Source organism: Vibrio pomeroyi, assembly GCF_024347595.1.
Classification (GTDB): domain Bacteria; phylum Pseudomonadota; class Gammaproteobacteria; order Enterobacterales; family Vibrionaceae; genus Vibrio; species Vibrio pomeroyi.
In genome coordinates, this window is record NZ_AP025507.1 from 723,367 (window position 1) to 747,463 (window position 24,097).

Below are 24,097 nucleotides of genomic sequence, written 5' to 3' on the forward strand. Positions count from 1 at the left end.
AGACAATTCATTCCGAAAAATGAAATTTTGGTTAACTCAAGGAGAATGGAAGAATGAGTGAGCAAGAAAAACGTACGGTTGTTTCCGGCACAGTAACAATGACACCATCAGAAGCGTTCGTTGAAACTATGGTTGCTAATGATGTTACCGACATGTTCGGCATCATGGGGTCAGCATTTATGGACGCAATGGATATCTTTGCTCCTGCTGGCATTCGATTGGTCCCAGTGGTACACGAGCAAGGTGCTGCTCACATGGCAGATGGCTACTCTCGTGTATCTGGTCGCCATGGTGTGGTTATCGGGCAGAATGGCCCAGGTATTAGTAACTGTGTAACTGCGATTGCAGCGGCATTCTGGGCACACAGCCCGGTCGTGATTGTGACGCCAGAGACTGGCACTAAAACAATGGGCTTAGGTGGTTTCCAAGAGTGTAACCAACTTCCAATGTTCCAAGAGTTTACTAAGTATCAAGGACACGTAACGCACCCAGACCGTATGGCAGAATACACGGGCCGATGCTTTGACCGAGCAATGAGCGAAATGGGTCCGACTCAACTGAATATCCCACGTGATTATTTCTACGGTGAAACTCAAACCGAGATCCCTAAACCAGCGCGTTTAGATCGTGGTCCTGGTGGTGAAAAGTCTCTGAATGAAGCGGCAGACCTAATTGCTGAAGCGAAATTCCCAGTCATCATTTCTGGTGGCGGCGTGGTAATGGCTGATGCAGTTCAAGAGTGTGCGGCATTGGCAGAAAGACTAGGCGCCCCCGTAGTAAACAGCTACCTACACAATGACTCTTTCCCTGCGAGTCACCCATTATGGTGTGGTCCTTTAGGCTACCAAGGTTCGAAAGCAGCAATGAAGTTGATGGCTCAAGCGGATGTGGTTATCGCTTTGGGTACACGTCTTGGTCCATTCGGTACCTTGCCTCAACATGGCATGGATTACTGGCCGAAAGACGCGAAAATCATCCAGATCGATGCAGACAACAAGATGCTTGGCCTCGTTAAGAAGATCTCTGTTGGTATCTGTGGCGATGCAAAAGCAGCGGCTGTGGCATTAGCTGAAAGACTGGAAGGTCGTGCACTGTTGTGTGATGACAACAAAGGCGCTCGCCAAGACACAGTAGCAACAGAAAAAGCGTTGTGGGAAAAAGAGCTTGATGAGTGGACGCACGAACGTGACTCGTTCAGCTTGGATATGATTGAAGAAAACTCGCACGAGACTCCGTTCTCTGGTGGTGAATATCTACACCCACGCCAAGTATTGCGTGAACTAGAAAAAGCGATGCCAGAAAACGTTATGGTCTCAACGGATATCGGTAACATCAACTCGGTTGCAAACAGCTACTTACGCTTTGAAAAACCACGCAGCTTCTTTGCGGCAATGAGTTTCGGTAACTGTGGTTACGCGTTCCCGACCATCATTGGTGCGAAAGCAGCAGCACCTCATCGTCCAGCTATCTCTTATGCAGGTGACGGGGCGTGGGGCATGAGCTTGATGGAGACCATGACATGTGTTCGTCATAACATTCCAGTGACAGCCGTGGTGTTCCACAACCGTCAATGGGGTGCAGAGAAGAAGAACCAAGTCGACTTCTACAACCGACGCTTTGTTGCTGGTGAACTGGATAACCAAAGCTTTGCGGAAATCGCACGAGCAATGGGCGCTGAAGGTATCACGGTTGATAAGCTAGAAGATGTAGGCCCAACTCTTCAAAAAGCCATTGATATGCAAATGAACGAAGGCAAAACAACCATCATTGAAATCATGTGTACTCAGGAACTGGGCGACCCGTTCCGCCGAGATGCACTATCAACGCCGGTTCGTTTCCTAGATAAGTACAAAGACTACGTATAAGTCATAGGAAGTTTGCCCGACCAAAACCGTCTCGTGAATACTAGATAAAGAGTTATCGAGAATGTGGTTGGGCAAACAAATTAAGCTCTAACACTAGCCATTAATTTTAAATTGGATGATGAAATATAGTGGCTTAACGACAGAGTTTTTTTCAAAGATTCTTAATAGTACTGATATCTAAATATTGGGTCATATATTTCTATTATTTCGCCCTAAATATTCGAGCCCTAATGAAATAACCAAGATTAATAGGTGCTCGGTTTCAGTAATAGAGACTTATCAATAATTATTATTAGTTGCTTTTAAATAGTAATTAACGACAAGTCGATAGAGTTATTAGACTTTAGTCTGTGTATTTTATTACATGTCAGTTTTTAACGAATAAATTTAAATTTAGTTATTTATATTGTCGGAGTAGTTGGAACCAAGTATGAACAATAAACGTTATATCAGCACACTCGAAGAACTGTATAAAATAATTGATTCACTAATGAATGAATGCAGTGATCAACGTGGTTTGATGTATAACGTGTGTGATTATGAAAATAATAATCTAATGCCAAGTTTAGGCCGGTCCAATCGTAAGAACATACGCCGTGTCGAACAAGAGCTGCTTTCAACAGTGAGAGTTTACGGTGGTCACTCGCTGAGTTCTAACGACATAAATGACTGGTTATTGATGTGTTTAGCCAAGAAGCAGGGCTTTCCCACACGTTTACTGGAATGGACTGATAACCTGTTAAATGCGCTTTGGTCGGTGTGTCACAGCCAAAGTAAAGACTGCATAAATATAATTAAAGCTATTGATTATCATCGGGTTAGTGTTTTTAACTCGCCGTGTGATCTCAACAACACTCAGATGTTTAATGTGGCGGATTGCGATCAGCAAGAGCCACGCAAGGACAAGTGGTATTCCATTCACCCATTTAAGGAAGGTGGCAATGATGCCATTCAGCCTTTGTACGATGAGAAAGAATGTTCAAACGGTCTAGTGTCCGTTCATATTCTTCCATCAGTGAAAGTAAACCTGATAAAGGAGTTAATATCCATGAATGTTTTAAATGAACCGACAGAGTATGTCGAAGAGAAACTAACGGATTTAAAAAACGAAGCACATGCAGATAACAACCAAGTAATAAATAAAGGTGACGGCAATATCGAATTGCAAGTTAATACTCATGATCGTCAACTTGAACAGTATGGTCGTAAGTATCATCAAGACTTTGATTTCGACTAAAGGCTAACACGTTCTAGTTTAATTATACCTCTTATATCGTGAGTGAAAAGTCGAGTAAATAAAATTAGAACACTAATTAATTTATAAAAAGATGAAATCTGTGAGCTTAGAGATTGTTTATAACCTAACTCGAAGTTAGAGTGATGAACCTTGTTATCAAGTTGTTAAATTTTCACGGGTCTAGTTTAAACACTCTAATAAAAAAGTGGCGCAAAGCTACTGAAATTTAAACCAATAACGAAAACATAAAGGATTCTGGAATATGAATATGCAAACCAATGCAGCGACATTCGTGCAGGAAAACCAAGTCGATACCGCCTTTTTACAGTCTTTTAGTGATGCGTGGAATAACCATGATATTGAAGCGCTGATGTCTTTCATGACAGAAGACTGTGTATTCCACACGGTGGCAGGAGAAGGCTTGCTTGGAAACACTATCGAAGGGTACGAAGCGGTTCGAAATAGCTTTGAATTGGTTTGGCAGAACTTTCCAGATGCGGCTTGGAGCGACCCTGTCCACTTTGTGTGCGGTGACCGTGCTGTGAGTGAATCAACGTTTTCTGCGACTAACCCAGATGGCAGCGTCATCGAAGCTCGCATGGTCGACGTGTTTACCCTCAGAGATGGAAAAATCAGCGTAAAAAATGCCTTCCGTAAAACAAGACCTCTTTTGACTCCTAACAACACTCCCAAGAGCTAGACACGAAACCACAACCCGTTCACGTGTTATGACTAGGAGAGTCGAATTATGAGTTTAGTAATGGAACAACCGACAGCCGATGTGCCGCCAAAGGTGAAAAGCACCCAAGCAAAAGATAAATACGATCCAAAATACGATCCACTTAAAGACAAGAGCCCAGGTCACGGCAAGGAATACGCCCCGACTTATTGGGTAGATACCGCAGGCGCACCACCTGAAGATGATGGCCCAATCACGTCAGACATGGATGTCGATGTGGCCATTATCGGTTCAGGCTACACAGGCTTAAGTACCGCGATACACCTTGCTGAAATGTACGGCATTAAAGCGACGGTGATTGAAGCTAACCGTATGAGTTGGGGCTGCAGTACCCGAAATGGTGGCCAAGCACAGTGTGCTTCTGGGCGTTTGAAGCGTTCTCAGTGGATTGAACGCTGGGGCCTAGAAACGGCGCTAAAAATGCACCGCGAGTGTGTGGATGGCATGGAAACGTTCAAGTCACTGATCAAAGACATCGATTGTGACCCACAACCGGGTGGTCACCTATATGTGGCTCACCGTCCAAAAGTGATGGCAACGCTTGAGAAAGAAGCTAAGTTGCTGCGTGACACGTTCGATTACGATGCGCAGATCTTAGATGCGGAAACTGTAAAGCGTGATTATGTTGGCGACCAAGAAGCGGCTGGCGCGATGCATGAACCCGAAGGGATTGGTATTCATGCAGGGAAACTGGTGTTTGGTTACCTAAGAAAGGCGCGAGCACTCGGCGTTAAAGTTCATCCATCTAGCCCAGTGATGGGTTGGGAAACTCGTGGCGGTGTGCATTACCTGAAAACGCCAGGTGGTGTTGTGAAGGCGCGTTCTGTTGGTGTTTGTACGGGTGGGTATACCAGCCAAGGTTTGCATTCTGAGCTTAAGAACCGCCTGTTGCCAGTGCTTTCGAACTCGATGGTGACACGTCCGTTAACTCAAGACGAAATTGCCGCGTGTAACTTCAAAACCAATCAAGTGATTACTGATACTCGAATTCTGCGCCACTACTACCGTTTGCTACCAGATAACCGAGTGCAGATTGGTACACGCAGTGCCATCAGTGGCAAGAACGCACCTGAAAAGAAATATGAAGACATGTTGAGAGCGGATTTAACCCGAAAATTCCCGTCTCTCGATCAGATCCAAATCGATTATTCATGGTGGGGCTGGGTGGATGTTAGCCACGACATGATGCCGAGAATTTATCAGCCGAATCCAAAACAGTCCATCTTCTACGCACTGGGTTATGGCGGCAATGGCGTGATGTATTCCGCTCAAGCAGGGAAGCGCCTTGCACAGTGGATAGCAGGTGAAGGTCACAAGCTCGACCTACCAATATTTGAATCAAAACTTCCGTTCCCCAACGTGAGGGAAGTGGTGGAATCAGAGATGTTTGCACCGTTTCGAAGAATGGGGCAGCGGTTCCTTTATCAGTGGTATTCGTTAAAGGATGAAAGGCTGTAACTACCCGAACATTGTTTCCAAAATAGGGAAATAGAACTACGACCAGGAAAGTTGTACCAGGTCACCTTGTGAGCAAAGTACAGGCAGGAAGTCTGTATGATAGGAAAGGTTAAGACTATGAAATTGATTAAAAATAAAATTATTGCTGGTGTCACTATTGTAGCAACAGCGGTGTTATCTCATACCGCGGCAGCAGCGAATTTTAAAATGGCTATCGGTGATGCTGCTGGTGGTACGCAGTGGGAATTGGCGACCTCATTCTCTGAGCTGATGGAGCAAAAAACAGACGGTAAAGTGAAAATCGATCTGTTCCCGAACGGCCAATTAGGCAATGAGCAAGACACCGTGAACGATGCGGCAATCGGTCTTCTCGACTTCTCTGTACTGGCGATCAACAACGTGACGCCTTTCTCCCCAACCGTTGGTCTATTGACCATGCCTTACGTGATTCAAAGCGCAGAAGAAGCAGTGCTACTGACTCAAGGCCAAGTAGGCCAAGATTTAGTTGATAACACGATTCGTGACGCTGGTGTTCGTATTGTCGGTTGGGCTTATTCTGGCTTTAGGGTTTTGACTAACTCGAAAAAGCCTGTTGCTTCACCAGAGGATCTTAAAGGGTTAGTGATTCGTGTACCTCGTAACGAAATCATGATCGCGTCTTACCAAGCATGGGGTGTAAACCCAACACCAATGGCATGGTCTGAGACTTTCACTGGCCTGCAACAAGGCGTGGTTGATGGTCAAGACAACCCTTACATTACAGTCCACGCGATGAAGTTCAACGAAGTACAAAAGTACGTGACCAACATTCGCTACATTTTCTCTCTAGAACCTCTAATCGTGAGTGAAACGGTCTTCCAACAACAGACACCTGAAATGCAAAAGATCATTCTTGAAGCGGGTCAGGAAGCGACAGAGCATAGCTTTGCTTATCTAGAAAATACGGAAAACAAGATCCGCGAAGAGCTACAAGCGAAAGGCATGGTATTCACAGACCCAGCAGACAACGAGCAAGAGTGGATCAGCAAGGTGACTAAGTCAGTTTGGCCTAAGTTCTACTCAAGCATTGGGGGCAAAGACAAGTTAGACGACGTTCTTGAGTTACTAGGTAGAAAGTAACGATTAGATTCGCCCTATCTGCTGTTCTCCGCTACTTAATCACCTAGCGATAGAACAGTGAGATAGGGCATTTACATGGCTGTACTCGTTGATCTGTTCTGTACCTGATCTTTTTAGGACCGTGAGCGACTGGTTGTCATGTGGAAATCAACATTGGAGGTTATATGTCAGTCGCTAAAACAATAAAAAAGCACTTAAACAACATTGAGGAATATACATGTTGTCTGCTGCTCGCAAGCTTTGTCCTATTGCTGTTCACACAAATCCTTACTCGTCAGTTCTTTGATTACTCTATCCCTTGGGGGGATGAGGTCGCTACTTACATGTTCGTTTGGTTTGCCTATCTAGGGGCTGTTGTTGCGGCCAAGATGTCGGCGCACAACCGAGTGAGCTTTCACTTTAAATTCTTTCCGCCAATCGTGCAGACCGTGAGTGAAACCATCGCTGACTTCTTATGGCTCTGTTTCAACGGCTACTTCGTTTACCTCAGCTACGACTTCGTGTTCAACAAAATGAATCTGTTTTGGAAGTCTCAGACCACAGGTATCCCAATGAAGTACTTCTACATGATTTTACCTATCGCGTTTTCACTGATGATGATTCGAATTATCTGGAACAACTATGAGCGTTTATTCAAAGGCGCAACCAACGAAGATCCAGAAGTCAAAGAGCTGCGCAAAATGACGGCACAAAAGTCAGCGCAATAGTCATCACAGAGAATAGTCGTAATAGAGAGATGTAATAATGGAATCCTATTTAACTCTAATTTTATTTGGTGGCTTTTTAACGCTGTTAATTCTGGGCGCACCAATCACAGTATCACTGGCCGGCGCTTCGATGGCGGCTTATATGTTGCTCGACAAAAATCCCATCGCCTTAGTACAAATCGCGTTTACCTCGGTGGGCAACTTCCCATTAATGGCGCTGCCAGCCTTTGTTCTTGCGGGTGCATTAATGGAGGCGGCGGGGATCTCCAAACGTCTGGTGGATATCGCCGAAAGCTTAGCTGGTCCCGTAACAGGTGGCCTTGGCGCGGCAACGGTAATGGCGTGTCTTTTCTTTGGCGCTATCTCGGGTTCAGGCCCTGCAACCACCGCCGCGGTAGGTATGCTAATGGTGCCTGCGATGGTGAAACGTGACTACGATAAGAGCTACGCCTCGGCCGTTACGGCGGCATCCGGTGGGTTGGGCATTATCATCCCGCCGTCCATTCCTCTTGTTATCTTTGGTATCTCGGCAATGGGCTTAATGGCGCCTCCAGAAGCCATTGCTCAACACGGCCAGTTTGCTTCTTTATCGATTCCAAAACTGTTTGTCGCTGGGGTTGTACCTGGCTTCATCATGGCGTCGACGCTAGTGGTAACTAACTACTTCATTGCTAAGCGAGAAGGCTATAAAGGGCTGACCGAAACGTGGTCGTTTGGCGATGTAAGGCATTACTTACGCCGCGGATTATGGTCGATATTAGCGCCATTCTTGATTCTTGGCGGTATCTACAGCGGCATGTTCACACCAACAGAATCCGCAGTTGTAGCGATATTCTATTCGTTGTTTGTTGGGCTTTTTATTCACCGCGAGCTTTCGTTCAAAAGCGTGATGAAATCTCTATCGACCACGACATGGATCACCGGACGTGTGTTGTTGATCCTCTTTGCAGCTACCGTGTTTGGACGCTTGTTGATCGAGCAAAAGATCCCGGTTGTCGTAGCGGAATCGCTACTCAGTTTCACCGATAACATGTACATGGTGTGGGCGCTTACGATTACCTTGTTGTTGTTCATCGGCATGTTCATGGAAACCTTGGCTGCGATCATGATCATCGTGCCAGTGTTACTACCAATCATGTACATGCTGGGCGCTGATCCAACTCACGTGGGCATTGTGGTGGTGTGTACCTTATCGATTGGTTTTGCAACGCCGCCACTTGGGGAGAATATCTTTGTCGCATCGGGAATAGGGGGCTCAACGGTTGAGCAAATCACCGCGAAGATCCATCCCTTTGTTCTTGCTTCTGTTGTGGGCGTATTCGTTATCGCTTTCTTCCCACAAATTACGCTTTGGCTACCGTCCTTAGTCGGCTATTAGGAGAGATAACCATGAATTTATCCAGAATCATCCTCATTGGTTGTGCCGTGTTTGCAGTGGTGAGTGGCATTAGTTTGCGTGCCGAACACTCTGAAACAGAGAAAGAAGCCAAGCCTGTTAATGTGCTTGATATTTCTGAACCACATGTTGTCAGCAAGGCTGAAAGAAGAGCCAAAACCTTGCTGGCTAAGGCAGTGGTCCACGTTCAAAAAGAGGGCGACGATAGCGTTAAAGACTTCATGAGTGACCCTGAATATATCGATGGGGAGCTATATGTGTTTGCTTTGGGCATTGACGGCCAATTCCTAGCCAGCGGCGGCTCGTCAATGGTGCTAGTGGGTGACAGTGTTTTAGATACGCAAGACGTTTACGGTAATCCTTTTTTCCGTGAAATGATCACCAAAGCAGTACACAACGGTTTTGGTGAAGTGAAGTATCACTGGACCAACCCAACCGACCGCATGGGTGAGCCGAAAACCACGTTCTTTGAGCGAGTAGGCGATGTGATTGTCGCTGTCGGTTATTACCCAGAACGTTCGAGTGCGGCCGAAGCAAAAAGTTTACTCGCGAGAGCGATGACCGCGATAGTGGAGTCAGAACAAGAGAGCCTGACTGAGTTCAATGACGCCGAGGGCAGTTTTGTAGAAGGGGATTTGTATGTGTTTGTGATGGATATGAGCTCTGGAAAACTGCTGGCGCACGGAGTCTCTCCTGAGCTAGTCGGGCGTTCACACAACGAGATTCTAAGCCCTGACGACAAACCAATTCTTACTGAAATGCTGAACCTTGCCAAAGAAAACGGCCGAGGTGTTTACACTTATCGTTGGTTGAATCCGCTGTCGAGTAAAGTCGAAACCAAGCACACTTATTACCGTGTTGTTGACAATAAGCTAGTAGGGGTCGGTTATTACACAAATTCAAACAAGACGTAAAAATGAGCGTTCTGTGATCGTAAGTCTATTTAAATTAATGGCTTACGACTCATTTAACCCCTAAAAATAGGAGTGTGTAAAAAGCAATTTAGTAAAATTCACACTGTGAAATTTTTGTTGTGAAATTGTGACAAAAATACAAGTAGTATGAAAAACATGGAAACCACACAGTAAAGAACAATTTTGAAAAGGGTCAATTGGGATGTTTGACCTTAATGAAATTTAAAGCCGTACGAGGGATAGACTATGAATATGCTGACACTAGACAAAACAGAACTTCACAGAAACCATTCAACTTTTATTGCTGAAGCTGTCTTTGCCGTCGAAATGGTGAAAGCAGACAAGCAACTCGAAAAGCAGAAAATGGCGAAACAGTTGCTTGATACTCTATTCCCTCTCGAGTCGGGTTCTCACGAAGATGTAGTGAGCTACGAGATTGACTACCGACACGTTCAGGTTTACTTCAAAAACGGTGAACACACAGGTTTGAAACGCGCTAAGCACTTTGTGGCTTACACGGGTGACAAGTCTAAACCTTCTTCAATCCTGTTCCGTGATGAGAGCGGTACGCACGTTGAAGTGACAATCGGCGCTCGTAAAGGCACGGGTCATTTGGAATTGGTTGATATTGAAGATATTCAACTAGAGACGTGTACCACATTTGGTCAAACTGAGGCTAGTCGCTCTTCAGGAATCCGTCACTGGGTGAGCCTAGTGAAGGGCGATGAAAGTGGTCGACCGAATGCATCGAGTGAAGACAAAGAGTTCACAGCGAAAAATGGCGAAGACTACAACCTAGGTTTTTGCTTCGCGATCTAATGCTCTCTATAGCGATTTAATATCTTAGCGCTGCGATATGTGGCGCTAAAATCGCACTATCGATTTCTCTTTTACCTTTGGTAATTTCCCCGCCCCTATAGCGGGGCTTTTTTGTTAGAGCTATAAGTAAATTAAGCGGTTCTAAAAATTATCTCACAAAAGTTTTCAAAAACTCATTCTGACAAGATTGTGTGCTTAAGTATTTGTAATTTAGCGGTTTTTATGTTGTTTTGAATTGGTTTTTTATAGGCTTAATGACCATAAATGACAGTGCGCTGAGTGACTATTGAGCAAAAACCCAGTCAAAATGCTTCGTGCTGTGCTATAATGCGCGTCCTGGGATTGAGCTAGTAAGTCCATTTATCACCTTGCTCGGTGGTTTTTATCACGTTTTATTTTAGTGAAATGGCGAGCCAATCAAGTCGTAGTTGGATATGGAGAGCGTCCTTATATTCGTTGAACCGGATATGCGAACATCATAATTTATGAGTTTTAAATCAAAAAAATACAGTATCGATTCTACTGACTATCAAGTTGGTCAAGACAACGTCAGTAAATGGGGCATGGATGTCCATAACACCGTCTTCGTAGCCTCAGTTGGCTTATCTCTTCTTTTCATCATCACTCTTCTTGCTCTTCCTCCTGCAGACGCTAAAGCTGCAATTGATTCTATTAAGGGTGCTGTTCTATCAAAGTTTGACTTCCTGTTTATGTGGGGAGCCAACATCATGTTAGTTTTTGCCGTTGTTCTTGCATTCTCACCTCTAGGCAAAGTTCGCTTAGGTGGTGAAGACGCGACAGCGGATTATTCAATGGCATCTTGGATTGCGATGTTATTCGCAGCAGGTATGGGTATTGGACTTATTTTCTGGGGTGTTGCAGAGCCAACTGCGTTCTTCACTAACTGGTTCGGAACACCATTAGACGCAGAACCTTTCACAGCCGCGGGTCGTGAATTAGCATTGGGTGCAACCGTATTCCACTGGGGTTTTCATGCATGGGCTATCTATGGCATGACGGCACTTTGCCTAGCGTACTTTGTTTACAATAAAGGTCTGCCGCTATCAATGCGCTCTGTGTTCTACCCAATTTTGGGTGAGCGAGTATGGGGCAAAACCGGTGATGTTATCGACGTACTAACTGTATTAGTTACTCTGTTCGGTCTTGCGACTTCATTGGGCTTAGGTGGCACACAAGCAGCAAGTGGTATCAGCCACGTGTTCGGCTTGGACAACAACATCTTCCTTCAGCAATCGATCATTGTTCTGATCATGGGCTTGGCGATCATCTCTGTTCTGCGTGGCATGGACGGCGGTGTTAAGTTCCTAAGTAACCTGAACATGGTTATTGCGTTCGTATTCCTTGGTCTTATCGCAGTATTGAACTTCACAACTGTGCTTGATTCAATGGCAACGGCAGTAACAGGTTATGTGAAAAACATCGTTGCGTTGAGCCAAAGTGCAGGTCGTGAAGACACAACATGGCTGCACGGCTGGACTGTGTTCTACTGGGCATGGTGGGTAGCGTATGCACCATTCTTCGGTATGTTCGTAGCGCGTATTTCTAAAGGCCGTACGGTTCGTGAGTTCCTACTTTGCGTACTGATCATTCCAACGTTAGTTACTTCGGCTTGGATGTCTATCTTCGGTGGCGTGGCTATCGAACAAGTGATTAATCAGGTAGGGCAACTTGGCCTTGACCAAGGCATCACAGACGTATCTCTAAGCTTGTTCTACATGTTAGATGCTTACGAGTTTGGTAGCATCCTGTCTGTTATCGCAGTTGCACTGATCATCGTGTTCTTCGTTACAACGCTAGATTCTGGTTCTATCGTTATCGATGGCATGACGGCGGGTGGTAAACTTGAAGTGCCTGTGAAACAGAAAGTGGTTTGGGCGGTTATCTCAGGTGCTATCGCAATGGTGATGCTGTGGATTGGTGGTACTCAATCAATTCAAGCACTGCAATCTATTACGATTATTGCAGCACTGCCGTTTACGATCATTCTTCTGCTTGGCTGTGTAAGCTTGCTGAAAGGCCTACTGACTGAAATCGGTAAAGGGCAAGAAACGGTTACTCCGGCAACTAAGTAAATCGCGAACTCAGTAAGTCGCTAGATAGGGACTTACTCTAGTTAGTAGATTCAAAGCTCCCTTACACCGCGTGCAAGGGAGCTTTTTTATGCCGTAGAAGAAATCAGCAAAAGAAGAAACAAAAAAGAGCCACAAGTGAGTAGTCACTTGTGGCTCTTTTAGTTCTTAGTTCTTGCTATTAGATACTGATTATTAGCGGGTTTGCACTTACGCGTTCAATTCGTGTTGAATAACGTAATCTAAAGCACCAACAACAGCAGCAACTTGAGCATCGTTACACTCTTCGTCTGTTACTTTGTCGCTGTCTGGGTAAACCTCAGTGGTTGTGCCGTATTTACAATCCGTCACACCGCCACATAAACCAAGCTTCTTCATTGGGTAGTTGATCACGCCGAGTTGAGTGACGTCTGAACCAATGATCTTGCCTTCGTCATCTGCTGGCGCAATGTGGGTTACTTTTTCAACTGAAGCGATGACAGCAGCTTGGAATTCAGGCTGAGGGTTTTCAGTGTCACCCACCGTGTAGAAACCGTCTGGGATCATGCCTTCGATGTACTCAATGCCATCACGTGCAGCGAGTGCAGGGCGGAATTCAGTTTCATCAGAATCGGTTGTCTCGTGAAGGTCAACGTGAACCAATACTTCTGGCAGAGACGCAACTAATGCACGTAGGTTTGCTGATTCTTCAGCAGGCGTACCGTCATAGAAAGAGCGGTTTGGATCAACAGCATTTGGGTTCCAGCGGTTGATGACTTCGTAACCCCATGGGCTCACACAAGGTGCAACAACAATGTTGAAGTGCGCTATGTACTTTTCTGCTTGAGTTGCAGCGAATTTGATTGCGCCATGTACACCACTGGTTTCGTAACCGTGAACACCACCTGTCACGAGGATAGTTGGCTTTGATGCATCCCAGTTTTTGCTCTTGATAGCGAAGAGTGGGAAGCGAGCTTCATCGTAGCTCAGTGCGCCGTATTGCTCGATGTCAAAGCGGTCTGCCAGTGCTTTAATCTTTGGCACGACTTCTTGTTGGTATTCACGCTTAACCGTTCTTTGAGCAAACCATGCTTGACGCTCTGCTTCTTGCCATTTTTTTCCTGGCTCACCAATAGGGTAGGTGTAGGTACTTTCCATTGTTTTATCTCTGTGGGGTACGTTGTGATGAAGTGAGAATAATCAGCAGAATGGCATCGTGCAACTCTTATTGAACCTGTGTATGTAAATGACGGCCAACATTCCAAATAACATATGTGAGTACAAGTCATGTGATGGTTAAGTGAGAGGAACCCTTGATATGCTTGATACCAATGTTTGGGTTAAGCGGAGACAGTTCCTTCGAATTCTCCTTTGCACACGGTATTCCGTCCTTGTTCTTTTGCGTGGTACAAGGCTTTATCTGCACGCTCAATCAGATTCGTTCGTTGGTCATTAGGGTGCAATTGAGCGACCCCAAAGCTCGCCGTTAATGGCTTCTCTTGTTGTTTCCAGAAGGTGTGACTTTCAATCAGTACTTTGAGTTTTTCGGCCGCTGTACATGCATCATTGATTGCCGTGTCTGGCAGCATGATTAAGAACTCTTCACCACCGTAACGAAACGCCACATCGTGCGCTCTTAGATTATTGATGAGTATTTGGCCAAGGTTGTGCAACACACGATCACCGACTTGGTGGCCATAAACATCATTAACCTGCTTGAAGTGGTCGATGTCTAAAATGATCACCGACAGAGCGTGTTTATGCCGCAGGCTACGTGTCAATTCTCGGCTGGTCATCTCGTTCATCGCTCTTCGATTATAAAGCTGCGTGAGACTGTCTTTTAATGAAGAACTATAGAGTGACTCCATCAATCGAGCATTAAGAATCCAATTGTAAGTAAAGCCAAGAGTACTTAGAAGAACCGCAGTCATGATGATAGCGAGCTGGTGGACATTACCGGCATGAAGGAAGTCGCCGATATTAGGCTCGCGTAGGGTGCACCAGATTCTAAACAGCATAAACAGAGAGTGAATAATAAGCACGCCCGTGAGCAGCATGATCGGCAGTTTCAGGTCTTCTACTTGGCTTTTATTGACGACAATCGCGCTTGAAAGCGTACAAAGAGTGACATACACAGAGATGACAACCACACGCGCATTTGTAGAAGGTTCAATGACGGAATAATAGATCAATGCAGCTAGCGCGAGTGGTAAACAAGAGAAAACAACCAGTGGGTAGATTAAGGGAGCGTGCCTGATCTGATGCAAACTGAGTACGACCAGAGCGAACCCTAAAGCAATACAGAAATTGGCAGCGACCTTTGAAAGCCAGAAGGAAATATCATCGCCAAAGCTGAGCAGGGAAAATCCTGCCATTAAAAAAAATACAGCATAGAACAGGCTCCTAGTACCTTGAGCCGGTGCTTGATTTCTTTGTTTAATTATTAGCCCGATGCAATAGGTCCCAGAAAGGAACACCATAATTAAACATAGAGTACGAACGTCTAAGCCTAAACTCATCACTATCCATGTAAATTTATGCATTGTATGGAATAAGATTAGGCGCTAATGGCCTAGAATCAAGGGAATTAAGACATAATTAAAAAAGCCCCTCACTTAATGTGAAGGGCTTTGAAGTTTTTGATTTAAACAAGAAATCTCGTTTAAAACGGTGCTGCGTTATTTAACAGCCCAAGCAATCGTCTCGCCGCCACGGATTGGCACAACGATGTCTGAACCGAAAGGCATTGTCTCAGATACATTCCACTCTTCTTTTACTAGAGTGATGGTGTCTGTGTTACGTGGGATACCGTAGAAGTCAGGGCCGTTGTGGCTCGCAAAACCTTCTAGGTTCTCAAGCTTACCTTCTAGCTCGAACACTTCTGTGTAAAGCTCTACTGCTGCGTGCGCAGTGTAAGAACCCGCACAACCACATGCTGACTCTTTAGCGCCTTTCGCGTGTGGTGCTGAGTCTGTACCCAAGAAGAACTTCTTGCTGCCGCTTGTTGCCGCTTCGATAAGCGCTAATTGGTGAGTGTTACGCTTAAGAATAGGTAGGCAGTAGAAGTGTGGCTTAATGCCGCCAACCAGCATGTGGTTACGGTTGTAAAGCAAGTGGTGAGCGGTGATCGTTGCAGCAACGTTATCGTTCGCGTTCTTCACGAAAGTCGCAGCATCTGCAGTTGTGATGTGCTCTAGAACAATCTTCAGGTTAGGGAAGTCGTTCACAATCGGTGCTAGTACTGTGTCTAGGAACTGCTTCTCACGGTCAAAAATATCAACATCGTGAGTCGTTACTTCACCGTGTACCAAAAGTAGCATGCCAACTTCCTGCATTGCTTCTAGTACGTGGTAGATGTTTTTAGCAGAGGTTACGCCTGAATCAGAGTTTGTTGTTGCGCCTGCAGGGTAGAGTTTAGCTGCAACGACTGCGCCAGACTCTTTCGCTTTGCGAATTTCATCAGGTGTTGTGTTGTCTGTCAGGTAAAGTGCCATTAGAGGCTGGAACTGTTCACTTGGTTGTTCTGCCATGATGCGTTCACGGTAAGCAAGAGCCATTTCGGTATCGGTTACCGGTGGGATGGTGTTTGGCATGATTAACGCTCGACCATTGTAGCGGCTGATATCGCGCACTGTATCTTTTAATACGTCGCCATCGCGTAGATGAACGTGCCAGTCGTCAGGACGAGTAATCGTAAGTTGTGTCATTGAAGGCTCCCACCATTTGAAGTGTTATGTAGTTGGAGCCTAAACTCGGCGAAATCTGTGAAAGCAATCGCTTACGTTTAGGCGACAGGATGATAGTGGAAAAGCACTTTCATTTCATCCTATTTTTAACTCTTCAGGGTTAGGAGCTTGTTTTTCTGAGTATTTTATTCGGTATTTATTTTTGACGACGGGTTAGCGGGTGGCTACCCAGAGCCCGTGAATCATTCCCGGTACCCAGAAGAAGAAGGTAAGGACAATGTTGATTAGCAAATCTTTACCTGCGCCACGAGCGAAAAACACGCCAACAGGCGGAAGCAGTACACATAAAATGATAATGACGAGTTTGTTCATGATAAATCCTTTTTATTCAATGAAAGTTCAATGCGGTAACCGTGCTCATATTATAGAACGTCTGGAGAGTGTTAATGCATTGCTGTCTTTATGTATAGAAGACAGTCGTTTAAACATCTCAAGATATTAGCTTGGTATCAAGTGTTTAATGCCTGCCAGTTTATCTATTTATAACCATTTGTTAGCATTGGGACAAACAACAAAACATTGGAATCGTTATGTCGCAGTCACCTTTAGATCAAAAGGCTTCAGGTCAACAGCCTTCTTTATCTCAAATCAATGTGTTTCCGGTAAAATCAGTGGGCGGCATCTCGCTCTCTTCTGCTTGGGTTGAAAAACAAGGCCTTACCTTCGACAGACGTTTTATGTTGGCATTGGCTGACGGTTCAATGGTCACGGCACGTAAGTACCCGAAGATGGTTAAGGTATCTTCAAGCTTGCAACCAGACGGTTTGATTTTCACTTATGAAGGCAAAGAACCGCTGCGACTAAAATACGCGAACTTCAAGATGCAAGAAGCGCCAGCAACGGTTTGGAAAGACAGCTTCACCGCTTACACCACTAACGATGAAGCCGATGATTGGTTCAGTGACGTGTTGGGTGTTCGTGTTGAGTTATTGTTCTCAGGCGAGCAATCGAATCGTGTTCGTGAAAAGCTCGGCCAGAACGTAAGTTTCGCTGATGGCTATCCAATGTTGGTGATCAGCCAAGCATCCCTTGATGAGCTGAATCGCCGAAGCCCTGAAGTCCATTCGATGGACCAGTTCCGCACCAATTTTGTTGTTTCCAATACAGAAGCCTTTGCTGAAGATGGTTGGAAGCGTATTCGAATCGGCGAGGTTGAATTTGAAGCGGTGAAACCTTGTGAGCGCTGTATTTTGACTACGGTGGATGTTGAACGTGGTGAATTTAGAGCAACAAAAGAGCCGCTGAATACCTTCTCGACTTTCAGAGCCAATGAGCGTGGTGGTGTGTTCTTTGGTCAAAACCTAGTGGCAAAAAATGAAGGTTTAATCAAAGCCGGTGATGTAGTTGAGGTACTAGAAACCAAAGAGAAAGAGCACTACGAAGACACATGGGGGGAGTCGCTGCACTTAACCTGTGTTGAACGTGAAGAGATCGCTCGCGACTTTACAACGTTTTGGTTAGAGCCTGCGAAAGAAAACCACTCACTGCCAAGTTATCAACCGGGACAACATTTACCGATTGAAATGGTGATTGATGGCGAGAAGGTCTCTCGTCGTTACACCTTATCTTCTAGCCCGTCACGAGCGGGTCGCTTAGCGATTTCAGTGAAGCGTGTCGATGATGGTCAAATCTCTAATTGGCTAAATGATCACTTCCAAGTGGGTGACACGCTAGTCGCTCAAAATCCAGATGGCGCATTCTACTTAGAAGATAACCCAACACATCCATTACTACTGTTGTCAGCGGGAAGCGGCATCACACCAATGTTGTCGATGCTTCGTTACTTAGCCGACCACGGTCAAATTGATGATGTGGTGTTCTATCACCAATGCAGCAGCGAAGAAGATATCCCTTATCAAGCTGAGATTGATAAGATCGCTCGCGAAAATGCTGGTCTAAGTGTGATCTATTCACTAAGCCAACCGACGAAAGAGTGGGATGGTCTGTCTGGTCGTTTGAGCGTGTCTCATGTCGCTAAAATTGATGAGTTACACAAGCGCCAAGCCTTCGTGTGTGGCCCTGACGGCTTTATGGATAATGCCAAGAAACTGCTGATTCAAATGGGGCTTAACCCTCAGCATTATCATCAAGAAGCGTTTGGTGTTGCTCAATCAACGGAAGAAGCGGTGAAGCAACTGCAGTTGAGCGTTAACGGCTACCTGTTCGAAGGCAATAACCAATCAACACTACTAGAGCAAGCTGAATCGGCAGGTGTGTCTATCGCATCAAGCTGTCGCGCGGGTTTCTGTGGTGCTTGTAAAGTGACCCTTGAGTCTGGGCAAGTTCATCAACCGGATGTACCGGCGTTGCAAGAGCATGAACGCAACATGGGGCAAATACTGGCGTGTTGCAGTGTGCCTCAAACTGATATCGAAGTCGTAGACTAACTCGGTAGGTCGAAAGACCAGTAAGAAAAGCGCATTGAATAGAAAAGGCCGGAAGTTCACTGAAATGAACTTCCGGCCTTTTTGATTCTGAGACTAATTCAGAAAATTAATCGTAGATCGTTGGGATTGGTTGACGCTTGTGTTGTGTTGCTTTGTAGATGCTCACCAAGCGGTCTGATACGTCTTGAGGTACTTCTTTACCTTCAAGGAAATCATCGATTTGGTCGTAAGAAAGGTTCAATGCTGCTTCGTCGGCTTTCTGTGGATCAAGCTCTTCTAGGTCGGCAGTAGGAACTTTCTTAACCAATAGCTCTGGCGCACCTAGCGTTGCTGCAAGTTCACGAACTTGACGCTTGTTCAGGCCAAACAAAGGCGCTAGATCACAGGCACCGTCACCGTGTTTGGTGTAGAAACCAGTGATGTTTTCTGCTGAGTGGTCAGTACCAATTACAAGACCGCCAACGTAACCAGCAATTTCGTATTGCGCGATCATGCGAGCGCGAGCTTTCACATTACCTTTCACAAAGTCGATTTTTGCTGAGTCTGTTGGTAGTAAACCTGTACCTTCAAGTGCAACGTGAGATGCAGCGTGAAGCCCATCAACACCCGCTTTGATGTTTACAGAAACAGATTGAGAAGGCTGGATGAAAGAGAGAGCAAGTTGTGCTTCATCTTCATCTTTTTGCTCGCCGTAAGGTAGGCGAACCGCAATGAATTGGTAGTCGTTGCTGCCAGAGTTTTCATTCAGGCTATCAACGGCCATCTGTGCCAAACGGCCACAGGTCGTTGAGTCTACACCGCCACTGATACCAAGGATCAGAGACTTGCAGCCTGACTGCTGAAGTTTCGTTTTAATAAAGTCCACACGACGAGTCACTTCGAAGTGAGGGTCAATTGAAGGTAGTACGCGCATTTCGTCACGAATTAACTGTTCCATTCGTATTCCTTTCCTGCAAGCAAATTAAAAATCTAGTGTTATCATACCTAAATCATCCGATTTAAAAACCTCTTTGCACAAGCTTAGAAAGAGAAGGCAGTAATAAATAATGGAAAAAATAGCCATTTTCGGTAGTGCGTTTAATCCACCGAGCCTAGGGCATAAAAGTGTGATTGATTCGTTGGCTCACTTTGACAAAATTCTACTCGTTCCAAGTATTGCCCATGCTTGGGGAAAAGAGATGCTAGACTTTGATACGAGGTGTCAGTTAGTTAACGCATTTATTAGCGATCTTTCACTGGATCAAGTTGAGCTTTCATTGATCGAGAAAAGCTTGTTTACGCCCGGTGAAAGTGTGACGACTTATGCTGTACTCAGTGAATTGCAAAAGTTACATCGTGACGCTGAACTGACGTTTGTGATCGGGCCGGACAACTTCTTTAAGTTCTCATCTTTCTATAAGTCCGATGAGATTACTGAACGTTGGTCTGTAATGGCTTGCCCTGAAAAAGTGAAAATTCGCAGCACTGACATACGTAATGCACTGATAAGTGGAAGCGATGTTGCAAAATTGAGTACTAAGTCAGTTACAAAGATGTTGCAAGATAGTGGACTGTATCAGATAATGTGAGTTCACTAATCAAGAGGTCAGAGGACTATGCTAAAGAGCGCGATACCAGCGACGTTGATCATGGCAGCATGCAGTATGCCTGCTTATGCTGAATGTGATTTTTTTAGCTTAGATTCGATCATGCTGACTTCTGATGACGACAACTGTTTGGATTTTTCTTCGAGCATTGAGTCTTTCGGCCAACGTATGATGGAAATCAGTGGGCTGAGCGATGAAGAAGCGCAGAGTACACCTGACTATTGGTCTGACTGGGTACTTCAAAGTAAAGACGCACCGCTACTGACACAAAGCATAGAATCAAACTATGTAGGTTTGGGGATGTGGTTTCCTGAAGATCTGGAAGATGAACAGTATGATATGTCTACAGAGGAGTGGCTGCTAAACCATGGCTTACAACTCAGCATTGGTTTTGGTGAGAAGGTCGAAGGGCAACCTCGTATGCGATTTGACTACCGTTGGCACGACTCGCGTGATGCTGACCTAATGATGCAAGTTGAATTGCCTTTCTAAACGAAGAAGCCGAAGATTTGCTCTGAACCTTGAACAGACGTTGAAGAATTAAAAAAGCCGCAAAAACTCAGTTTTTGCGGCTTTTTAGTATCTGGACTGTGGTTTTTATCGTTCTCAGTCTCTGGTGCTTATAGATCGTCACCAAAAACAAGCATGCACAGTTGTTCAAACTCTTCTTCTTTTCCTGAGAACAGATCATCGATCACAGCTGCTCGCTTCTGACCTGACTGCATTCGCTTCTTCGCTTCGCGCATTACCATCACCAAGGTGTGCTCTTGTGGCAGGTTAGAATCATCAATGTTCCATTGATTGAATCGCTGAGACAGGGCACTTTCACAAAGCAGCGGCTTGAACGACAACACTTCTTGCTTTAATACGGCCAGCATATCTTTACAGGCTTGCTCGGTATTGTTGGCACTTGAAGCGCGGGATTTCGTCAACTCTAGCTTTTCGAGTAGTGCCAAAGAAAGGTTGGTTTGCGTGATGTAACCCGCTTGTCTCGGGAATGAATCCGTCAAACGTACAGAAAAATCGACACGGTTAATCTGAGTGTTTGGAAAGTAGGTCAGCGATGTTAGGCAGTCGTATGGGATCCAAACGCTTTGTCCTGGTTCAACGGCGTACTCTTGTTTACCCAGCTTTATCAAAACCAAGCCACTTTGAACCGATACAAGGCTATGTTTAAGTACTTTCTTGCGTGGTGTGATCACCAAGTGTGAAAAGTAAGCCGATGTATATTCAATAGCGAAGTTCATAGATAGTACCTTAATTTTGGGGCGTCAAGATTACCGTTAATCTCAAAGAATGCCAACAATAACAGGGGATTTTCAATGTTTCTGGTCTGACCTTGTCAAAAGTATGGGCTCTGTAGCTGCGAGAAGTCAAAACAACGCGTAGAATGAGCCAGCTTTTTATTATATGAATTAAAAAATGACCTCTCCAACCGATCCATATGTTGATATTCGTCCTTACGGCGATGATGAAATTCCAGCGGCACTAAACCGCCTTATTAATGATGAAGAATTTATCAGTGCGATACTGCACTACCGTTTTTCAAACCATGCGTCTTGGTTCAAAGCATTAATGAGTCCAATTTTACGTGTGTACTTAAAAATGAAGTGGAGCAAGCTGACTAGCGTTGAATCCATTCAGATTGAAGTGAAAAAGTACTTACGTGACACGCTTGCTAAAACTACAAACGGTGTGACTTACACCGGTGTAGAGTCACTGGATGCAAATCAAGCTTACCTGTTTGTATCAAACCATCGTGACATTGCTATGGATCCGGCGTTAGTAAATTACGCTCTGCATCAAAATAATCATCAGACTTGTCGCATCGCGATTGGTGACAACCTGTTGAAGAAGCCATGTGCGACTGAATTGATGCGTCTGAACAAGAGTTTCATTGTTAAGCGCTCTTTAAAAGGGCCGCGTGAAATGATGAAAGCGCTAGGTCAACTGTCTTCTTACATTAAGCACTCTCTAGAGACAGGTAACTCTATCTGGATCGCTCAAAAAGAAGGCCGTGCTAAAGACGGTAACGATTTTACAGAGCCAGCTATCTTGAAGATGTTCCATGTTGAAGGACGTAAGCAGAAGATCGCTTTCCCTGAGTATGTGAAATCATTGAAGATCGTACCAGTCGCTATTTCTTACGAAAATGATCCGTGTGATACGGCTAAAGCCATCGAACTTTTTGAAAAAGACGTTAACGGCAGCTACGAAAAAGGTGAGTTTGAAGATATCGAAAGTATCATTCAGGGCATCATCGGTAATAAAGGTCGCGTGCATGTTGGTTTCGGTCAGGTTATCGACCAAGATTTTGATACTCCAGAAGCATTGGCTGAAGAGATCGATCGTCAGATCCACGAGAACTACAAACTGTTCCCAGTAAACCTATTGGCGGCAGAAAAAGAAGACGAGTCGATTACTGCTGCGGTTAAGCAAGAGTTTGAAGAGAAACTTTCGAGCTTGCCAAAAGGTGCGCGTCAGTATCTGATTGATAGCTATGCGAACCCAGTGAAGAACATTGGTTAGCGAACATCTCGCTTAATGAGCATTAGTTGATTAATTGACTGAATTGAAAAAGGAGCCTTGAGCTCCTTTTTTTGTTTTTCTGCTTTATCTTTGCATTAAAGAGGATGAACTGTCGGATAGATTAACGAGCGACTGCGCCACCCAGATCTAGATTGGTTGGCCATGTGGTCACAGTGTTGCCACCTAGATAGATATTGCCTCTGACAGTCATGGTCTCGGGAAACGTTGTAATTGCTGAGCCGCCTATATATAAGTCACCGTCAATCACGATTCCATTGGGTAGCTCTGTTAAAGGTGTACGGATCACGCTCAAGTCACCTTTTACTCTAAAGCCGTTTGGTAGCCTCTGCAGCGGGGTGTCGGTTAGGTTAATGAATCCGCCCACTCGCACACCTCTTGGCCAGCTAGTGATTTGGCTGCCAATCAAATCGGCATAGCCTTTTATCTCAACCCCAGTCGGAACTCTTGCGAGTTGGCTATTAGACGCTTTAAGGCTGCCGTTAACTTCTAAGCCTTTAGGTAGGCGAGTGATCGCTGTGTTTTCGATATTGAGATTGCCATCGACCACTAAGCCCGTGGGAAGCGAGGTATAAGGCTTATTACGTAGATATAAGTTTCCGTAATTATCGAGATGGTTCAATATTTGATAGTGATCGAGTGGTTCAGCACTGACATTTGTTATGGTTAGAGAACCAATAATAAGTGCAATTATTCTGAGCATAACGGGCTTCTTATTACGATAGACGCTAACACTATAATGGAAAAATTATTCTCGCATAGTGTTTTACCCATTTGGCGGTAGGTGAAAGAGGAATTTAGCGATAATGGCAGATAAATCAATGATTAGAGTAAACACACAAATAATTAAGGTCTTTCTGGTTGCAGCTTCGATGTTTGGCTCTATGTCTGTAAGTGCGAACAAAGTAATTTCAACACCCGCAAAGGCGGCCGTATTGGTGACTCAAGGCGGGCAACCGCAACGAGTTTGTTATTACGATGATAAAGCTTACAGCGTTGGTGCAGTGTTAGAGGTTGGTGGGGTCGTGATTCGGTGCGCTGCAGAAAACGATTTTGAGCAAAACGGTTCACTGGCTTGGGTTGAAATAAAAAAAGACGAGTAAAGCTACTCGTCTTTTAATAAGAATATGAATGCTTATATTAACGCGCTAGAGAGCGAGTCTTAAGTTCAAAAATAATCTTTTCAGCGCTGACTTCAAATTTAAAGCGAGCATGCAATTCCGTGCTTTCTTCTGTCATCTCTGACGCTTCAAATTCAACGTTGCTAGACACTTGTTTAGCAAGATCAACGTACTTAGCAAACTCAGTTTCAATGATTGCTTTAGAGTTACCGTAAACCGTTACTTCAGCAACATCGTCGCCTTCTTTAATGATGAACCCGATTTCACCTGCGCAGCCGCAAGCCTCACATACATCGTTGTTACCCATATCTTGGCTCATAAATAATCCTCTTACAAAGTCTGAGGTTATTCTAACGAGCAATTTGAACTGTATCTACAAAAATTAAA

At 44.9% G+C, this 24,097-nt stretch carries 23 protein-coding genes; 15 read left to right on the plus strand and 8 right to left on the minus strand.

The window, feature by feature from the left end; translation table 11 throughout:
• Positions 1-53 precede the first annotated feature (53 nt).
• The 10 genes from xsc to OCV12_RS19395 all read left to right on the plus strand — a co-directional run bounded on the left by xsc (position 54) and on the right by OCV12_RS19395 (position 12,347).
• Complete coding sequence (gene xsc, locus OCV12_RS19350) at positions 54-1,865, plus strand: sulfoacetaldehyde acetyltransferase (protein WP_261886940.1); 1,812 nt, start codon at positions 54-56, stop codon at positions 1,863-1,865.
• A gap of 430 nt (positions 1,866-2,295) precedes the next feature.
• Positions 2,296-3,102: an FRG domain-containing protein gene (locus tag OCV12_RS19355; RefSeq protein WP_261886941.1), complete on the plus strand. Its 807-nt coding sequence runs from the start codon at positions 2,296-2,298 to the stop codon at positions 3,100-3,102.
• 262 nt (positions 3,103-3,364) lie between these two features.
• Positions 3,365-3,802 carry a nuclear transport factor 2 family protein gene (locus OCV12_RS19360; protein ID WP_261886942.1) on the plus strand — a complete coding sequence of 146 codons (438 nt, stop codon included), beginning with the start codon at positions 3,365-3,367 and terminating at the stop codon, positions 3,800-3,802.
• Positions 3,803-3,850: 48 nt separating this feature from the next.
• Entirely contained in the window at positions 3,851-5,299 is a 1,449-nt protein-coding gene (locus OCV12_RS19365; protein WP_261886943.1) for an NAD(P)/FAD-dependent oxidoreductase, read from the plus strand.
• A 117-nt stretch (positions 5,300-5,416) separates the two neighbouring features.
• Positions 5,417-6,418 (plus strand): TRAP transporter substrate-binding protein, encoded by a 1,002-nt coding sequence (locus OCV12_RS19370; protein ID WP_017059971.1) that lies wholly within the window; start codon positions 5,417-5,419, stop codon positions 6,416-6,418.
• 164 nt (positions 6,419-6,582) lie between these two features.
• Positions 6,583-7,125, plus strand: coding sequence for a TRAP transporter small permease (locus tag OCV12_RS19375; RefSeq protein WP_017064289.1), 543 nt, complete (start codon positions 6,583-6,585; stop codon positions 7,123-7,125).
• Between the two features lie 37 nt (positions 7,126-7,162).
• Positions 7,163-8,503, plus strand: a complete 1,341-nt coding sequence (locus OCV12_RS19380; protein ID WP_017057942.1) for a TRAP transporter large permease — start codon at positions 7,163-7,165, stop codon at positions 8,501-8,503.
• 11 nt (positions 8,504-8,514) lie between these two features.
• Positions 8,515-9,435, plus strand: a complete 921-nt coding sequence (locus OCV12_RS19385) for a cache domain-containing protein (protein WP_261886944.1) — start codon at positions 8,515-8,517, stop codon at positions 9,433-9,435.
• 246 nt (positions 9,436-9,681) lie between these two features.
• Positions 9,682-10,254 carry an aldolase/citrate lyase/malate synthase family protein gene (locus OCV12_RS19390; protein WP_161684773.1) on the plus strand — a complete coding sequence of 191 codons (573 nt, stop codon included), beginning with the start codon at positions 9,682-9,684 and terminating at the stop codon, positions 10,252-10,254.
• 485 nt (positions 10,255-10,739) lie between these two features.
• On the plus strand, positions 10,740-12,347 hold the full coding sequence (locus OCV12_RS19395; RefSeq protein WP_261886945.1) for a BCCT family transporter: 1,608 nt from the start codon (positions 10,740-10,742) through the stop codon (positions 12,345-12,347).
• Between the two features lie 207 nt (positions 12,348-12,554).
• On the opposite strand, the gene OCV12_RS19400 is transcribed toward OCV12_RS19395, so the two are convergent.
• The 4 genes from OCV12_RS19400 to OCV12_RS19415 form a co-directional block, all read right to left on the minus strand.
• Positions 12,555-13,481, minus strand: coding sequence for a M14 family metallopeptidase (locus OCV12_RS19400; RefSeq protein WP_261886946.1), 927 nt, complete (start codon positions 13,479-13,481; stop codon positions 12,555-12,557).
• A 182-nt stretch (positions 13,482-13,663) separates the two neighbouring features.
• The gene (locus OCV12_RS19405; RefSeq protein ID WP_261886947.1) at positions 13,664-14,698 is read right to left on the minus strand and encodes a GGDEF domain-containing protein; all 1,035 of its coding nucleotides are present in this window, start codon (positions 14,696-14,698) and stop codon (positions 13,664-13,666) included.
• 303 nt (positions 14,699-15,001) lie between these two features.
• Positions 15,002-16,030 (minus strand): dihydroorotase, encoded by a 1,029-nt coding sequence (gene pyrC, locus OCV12_RS19410; protein ID WP_261886948.1) that lies wholly within the window; start codon positions 16,028-16,030, stop codon positions 15,002-15,004.
• A 192-nt stretch (positions 16,031-16,222) separates the two neighbouring features.
• Positions 16,223-16,381, minus strand: a complete 159-nt coding sequence (locus OCV12_RS19415) for a YqaE/Pmp3 family membrane protein (protein WP_008215717.1) — start codon at positions 16,379-16,381, stop codon at positions 16,223-16,225.
• A gap of 218 nt (positions 16,382-16,599) precedes the next feature.
• Between OCV12_RS19415 and OCV12_RS19420 the strand changes: the two genes are divergently transcribed.
• Positions 16,600-18,456 (plus strand): hybrid-cluster NAD(P)-dependent oxidoreductase, encoded by a 1,857-nt coding sequence (locus OCV12_RS19420; RefSeq protein WP_261886949.1) that lies wholly within the window; start codon positions 16,600-16,602, stop codon positions 18,454-18,456.
• A gap of 106 nt (positions 18,457-18,562) precedes the next feature.
• Here the strand turns inward: OCV12_RS19420 and nadE are convergent, their stop codons facing one another.
• Positions 18,563-19,393 (minus strand): ammonia-dependent NAD(+) synthetase, encoded by an 831-nt coding sequence (nadE, locus tag OCV12_RS19425; RefSeq protein ID WP_261886950.1) that lies wholly within the window; start codon positions 19,391-19,393, stop codon positions 18,563-18,565.
• A 109-nt stretch (positions 19,394-19,502) separates the two neighbouring features.
• Between nadE and OCV12_RS19430 the strand changes: the two genes are divergently transcribed.
• A complete protein-coding gene (locus tag OCV12_RS19430; protein WP_261886951.1) occupies positions 19,503-20,024 on the plus strand; it encodes a nicotinate-nicotinamide nucleotide adenylyltransferase in 522 nt (173 codons plus the stop codon).
• A gap of 27 nt (positions 20,025-20,051) precedes the next feature.
• Complete coding sequence (locus OCV12_RS19435; protein ID WP_017633379.1) at positions 20,052-20,534, plus strand: hypothetical protein; 483 nt, start codon at positions 20,052-20,054, stop codon at positions 20,532-20,534.
• Positions 20,535-20,662: 128 nt separating this feature from the next.
• Here the strand turns inward: OCV12_RS19435 and OCV12_RS19440 are convergent, their stop codons facing one another.
• Entirely contained in the window at positions 20,663-21,289 is a 627-nt protein-coding gene (locus tag OCV12_RS19440; RefSeq protein WP_261886952.1) for an AraC family transcriptional regulator, read from the minus strand.
• A gap of 175 nt (positions 21,290-21,464) precedes the next feature.
• On the opposite strand from OCV12_RS19440, the gene OCV12_RS19445 reads away from it, so the two are divergent.
• Positions 21,465-22,571 (plus strand): 1-acyl-sn-glycerol-3-phosphate acyltransferase, encoded by a 1,107-nt coding sequence (locus tag OCV12_RS19445; RefSeq protein ID WP_261886953.1) that lies wholly within the window; start codon positions 21,465-21,467, stop codon positions 22,569-22,571.
• 121 nt (positions 22,572-22,692) lie between these two features.
• On the opposite strand, the gene OCV12_RS19450 is transcribed toward OCV12_RS19445, so the two are convergent.
• Positions 22,693-23,292 carry a hypothetical protein gene (locus tag OCV12_RS19450; protein WP_261886954.1) on the minus strand — a complete coding sequence of 200 codons (600 nt, stop codon included), beginning with the start codon at positions 23,290-23,292 and terminating at the stop codon, positions 22,693-22,695.
• A 103-nt stretch (positions 23,293-23,395) separates the two neighbouring features.
• On the opposite strand from OCV12_RS19450, the gene OCV12_RS19455 reads away from it, so the two are divergent.
• Positions 23,396-23,692, plus strand: coding sequence for a YnjH family protein (locus OCV12_RS19455; protein WP_261886955.1), 297 nt, complete (start codon positions 23,396-23,398; stop codon positions 23,690-23,692).
• Positions 23,693-23,729: 37 nt separating this feature from the next.
• Here the strand turns inward: OCV12_RS19455 and OCV12_RS19460 are convergent, their stop codons facing one another.
• Positions 23,730-24,029 carry a YfcZ/YiiS family protein gene (locus OCV12_RS19460; protein WP_261886956.1) on the minus strand — a complete coding sequence of 100 codons (300 nt, stop codon included), beginning with the start codon at positions 24,027-24,029 and terminating at the stop codon, positions 23,730-23,732.
• Positions 24,030-24,097 lie beyond the last annotated feature (68 nt).

What these genes read in the sequence shown, in the direction of transcription:
- xsc (WP_261886940.1), top strand. Translation starts at nt 54, where the DNA reads ATGAGTGAGCAAGAAAAACGTACGGTTGTTTCCGGCACAGTAACAATG.
- OCV12_RS19355 (WP_261886941.1), top strand. Translation starts at nt 2,296, where the DNA reads ATGAACAATAAACGTTATATCAGCACACTCGAAGAACTGTATAAAATA.
- OCV12_RS19360 (WP_261886942.1), top strand. Translation starts at nt 3,365, where the DNA reads ATGAATATGCAAACCAATGCAGCGACATTCGTGCAGGAAAACCAAGTC.
- OCV12_RS19365 (WP_261886943.1), top strand. Translation starts at nt 3,851, where the DNA reads ATGAGTTTAGTAATGGAACAACCGACAGCCGATGTGCCGCCAAAGGTG.
- OCV12_RS19370 (WP_017059971.1), top strand. Translation starts at nt 5,417, where the DNA reads ATGAAATTGATTAAAAATAAAATTATTGCTGGTGTCACTATTGTAGCA.
- OCV12_RS19375 (WP_017064289.1), top strand. Translation starts at nt 6,583, where the DNA reads ATGTCAGTCGCTAAAACAATAAAAAAGCACTTAAACAACATTGAGGAA.
- OCV12_RS19380 (WP_017057942.1), top strand. Translation starts at nt 7,163, where the DNA reads ATGGAATCCTATTTAACTCTAATTTTATTTGGTGGCTTTTTAACGCTG.
- OCV12_RS19385 (WP_261886944.1), top strand. Translation starts at nt 8,515, where the DNA reads ATGAATTTATCCAGAATCATCCTCATTGGTTGTGCCGTGTTTGCAGTG.
- OCV12_RS19390 (WP_161684773.1), top strand. Translation starts at nt 9,682, where the DNA reads ATGAATATGCTGACACTAGACAAAACAGAACTTCACAGAAACCATTCA.
- OCV12_RS19395 (WP_261886945.1), top strand. Translation starts at nt 10,740, where the DNA reads ATGAGTTTTAAATCAAAAAAATACAGTATCGATTCTACTGACTATCAA.
- OCV12_RS19400 (WP_261886946.1), bottom strand. Translation starts at nt 13,481, where the DNA reads ATGGAAAGTACCTACACCTACCCTATTGGTGAGCCAGGAAAAAAATGG.
- OCV12_RS19405 (WP_261886947.1), bottom strand. Translation starts at nt 14,698, where the DNA reads ATGGCAGGATTTTCCCTGCTCAGCTTTGGCGATGATATTTCCTTCTGG.
- pyrC (WP_261886948.1), bottom strand. Translation starts at nt 16,030, where the DNA reads ATGACACAACTTACGATTACTCGTCCTGACGACTGGCACGTTCATCTA.
- OCV12_RS19415 (WP_008215717.1), bottom strand. Translation starts at nt 16,381, where the DNA reads ATGAACAAACTCGTCATTATCATTTTATGTGTACTGCTTCCGCCTGTT.
- OCV12_RS19420 (WP_261886949.1), top strand. Translation starts at nt 16,600, where the DNA reads ATGTCGCAGTCACCTTTAGATCAAAAGGCTTCAGGTCAACAGCCTTCT.
- nadE (WP_261886950.1), bottom strand. Translation starts at nt 19,393, where the DNA reads ATGGAACAGTTAATTCGTGACGAAATGCGCGTACTACCTTCAATTGAC.
- OCV12_RS19430 (WP_261886951.1), top strand. Translation starts at nt 19,503, where the DNA reads ATGGAAAAAATAGCCATTTTCGGTAGTGCGTTTAATCCACCGAGCCTA.
- OCV12_RS19435 (WP_017633379.1), top strand. Translation starts at nt 20,052, where the DNA reads ATGCTAAAGAGCGCGATACCAGCGACGTTGATCATGGCAGCATGCAGT.
- OCV12_RS19440 (WP_261886952.1), bottom strand. Translation starts at nt 21,289, where the DNA reads ATGAACTTCGCTATTGAATATACATCGGCTTACTTTTCACACTTGGTG.
- OCV12_RS19445 (WP_261886953.1), top strand. Translation starts at nt 21,465, where the DNA reads ATGACCTCTCCAACCGATCCATATGTTGATATTCGTCCTTACGGCGAT.
- OCV12_RS19450 (WP_261886954.1), bottom strand. Translation starts at nt 23,292, where the DNA reads ATGCTCAGAATAATTGCACTTATTATTGGTTCTCTAACCATAACAAAT.
- OCV12_RS19455 (WP_261886955.1), top strand. Translation starts at nt 23,396, where the DNA reads ATGGCAGATAAATCAATGATTAGAGTAAACACACAAATAATTAAGGTC.
- OCV12_RS19460 (WP_261886956.1), bottom strand. Translation starts at nt 24,029, where the DNA reads ATGAGCCAAGATATGGGTAACAACGATGTATGTGAGGCTTGCGGCTGC.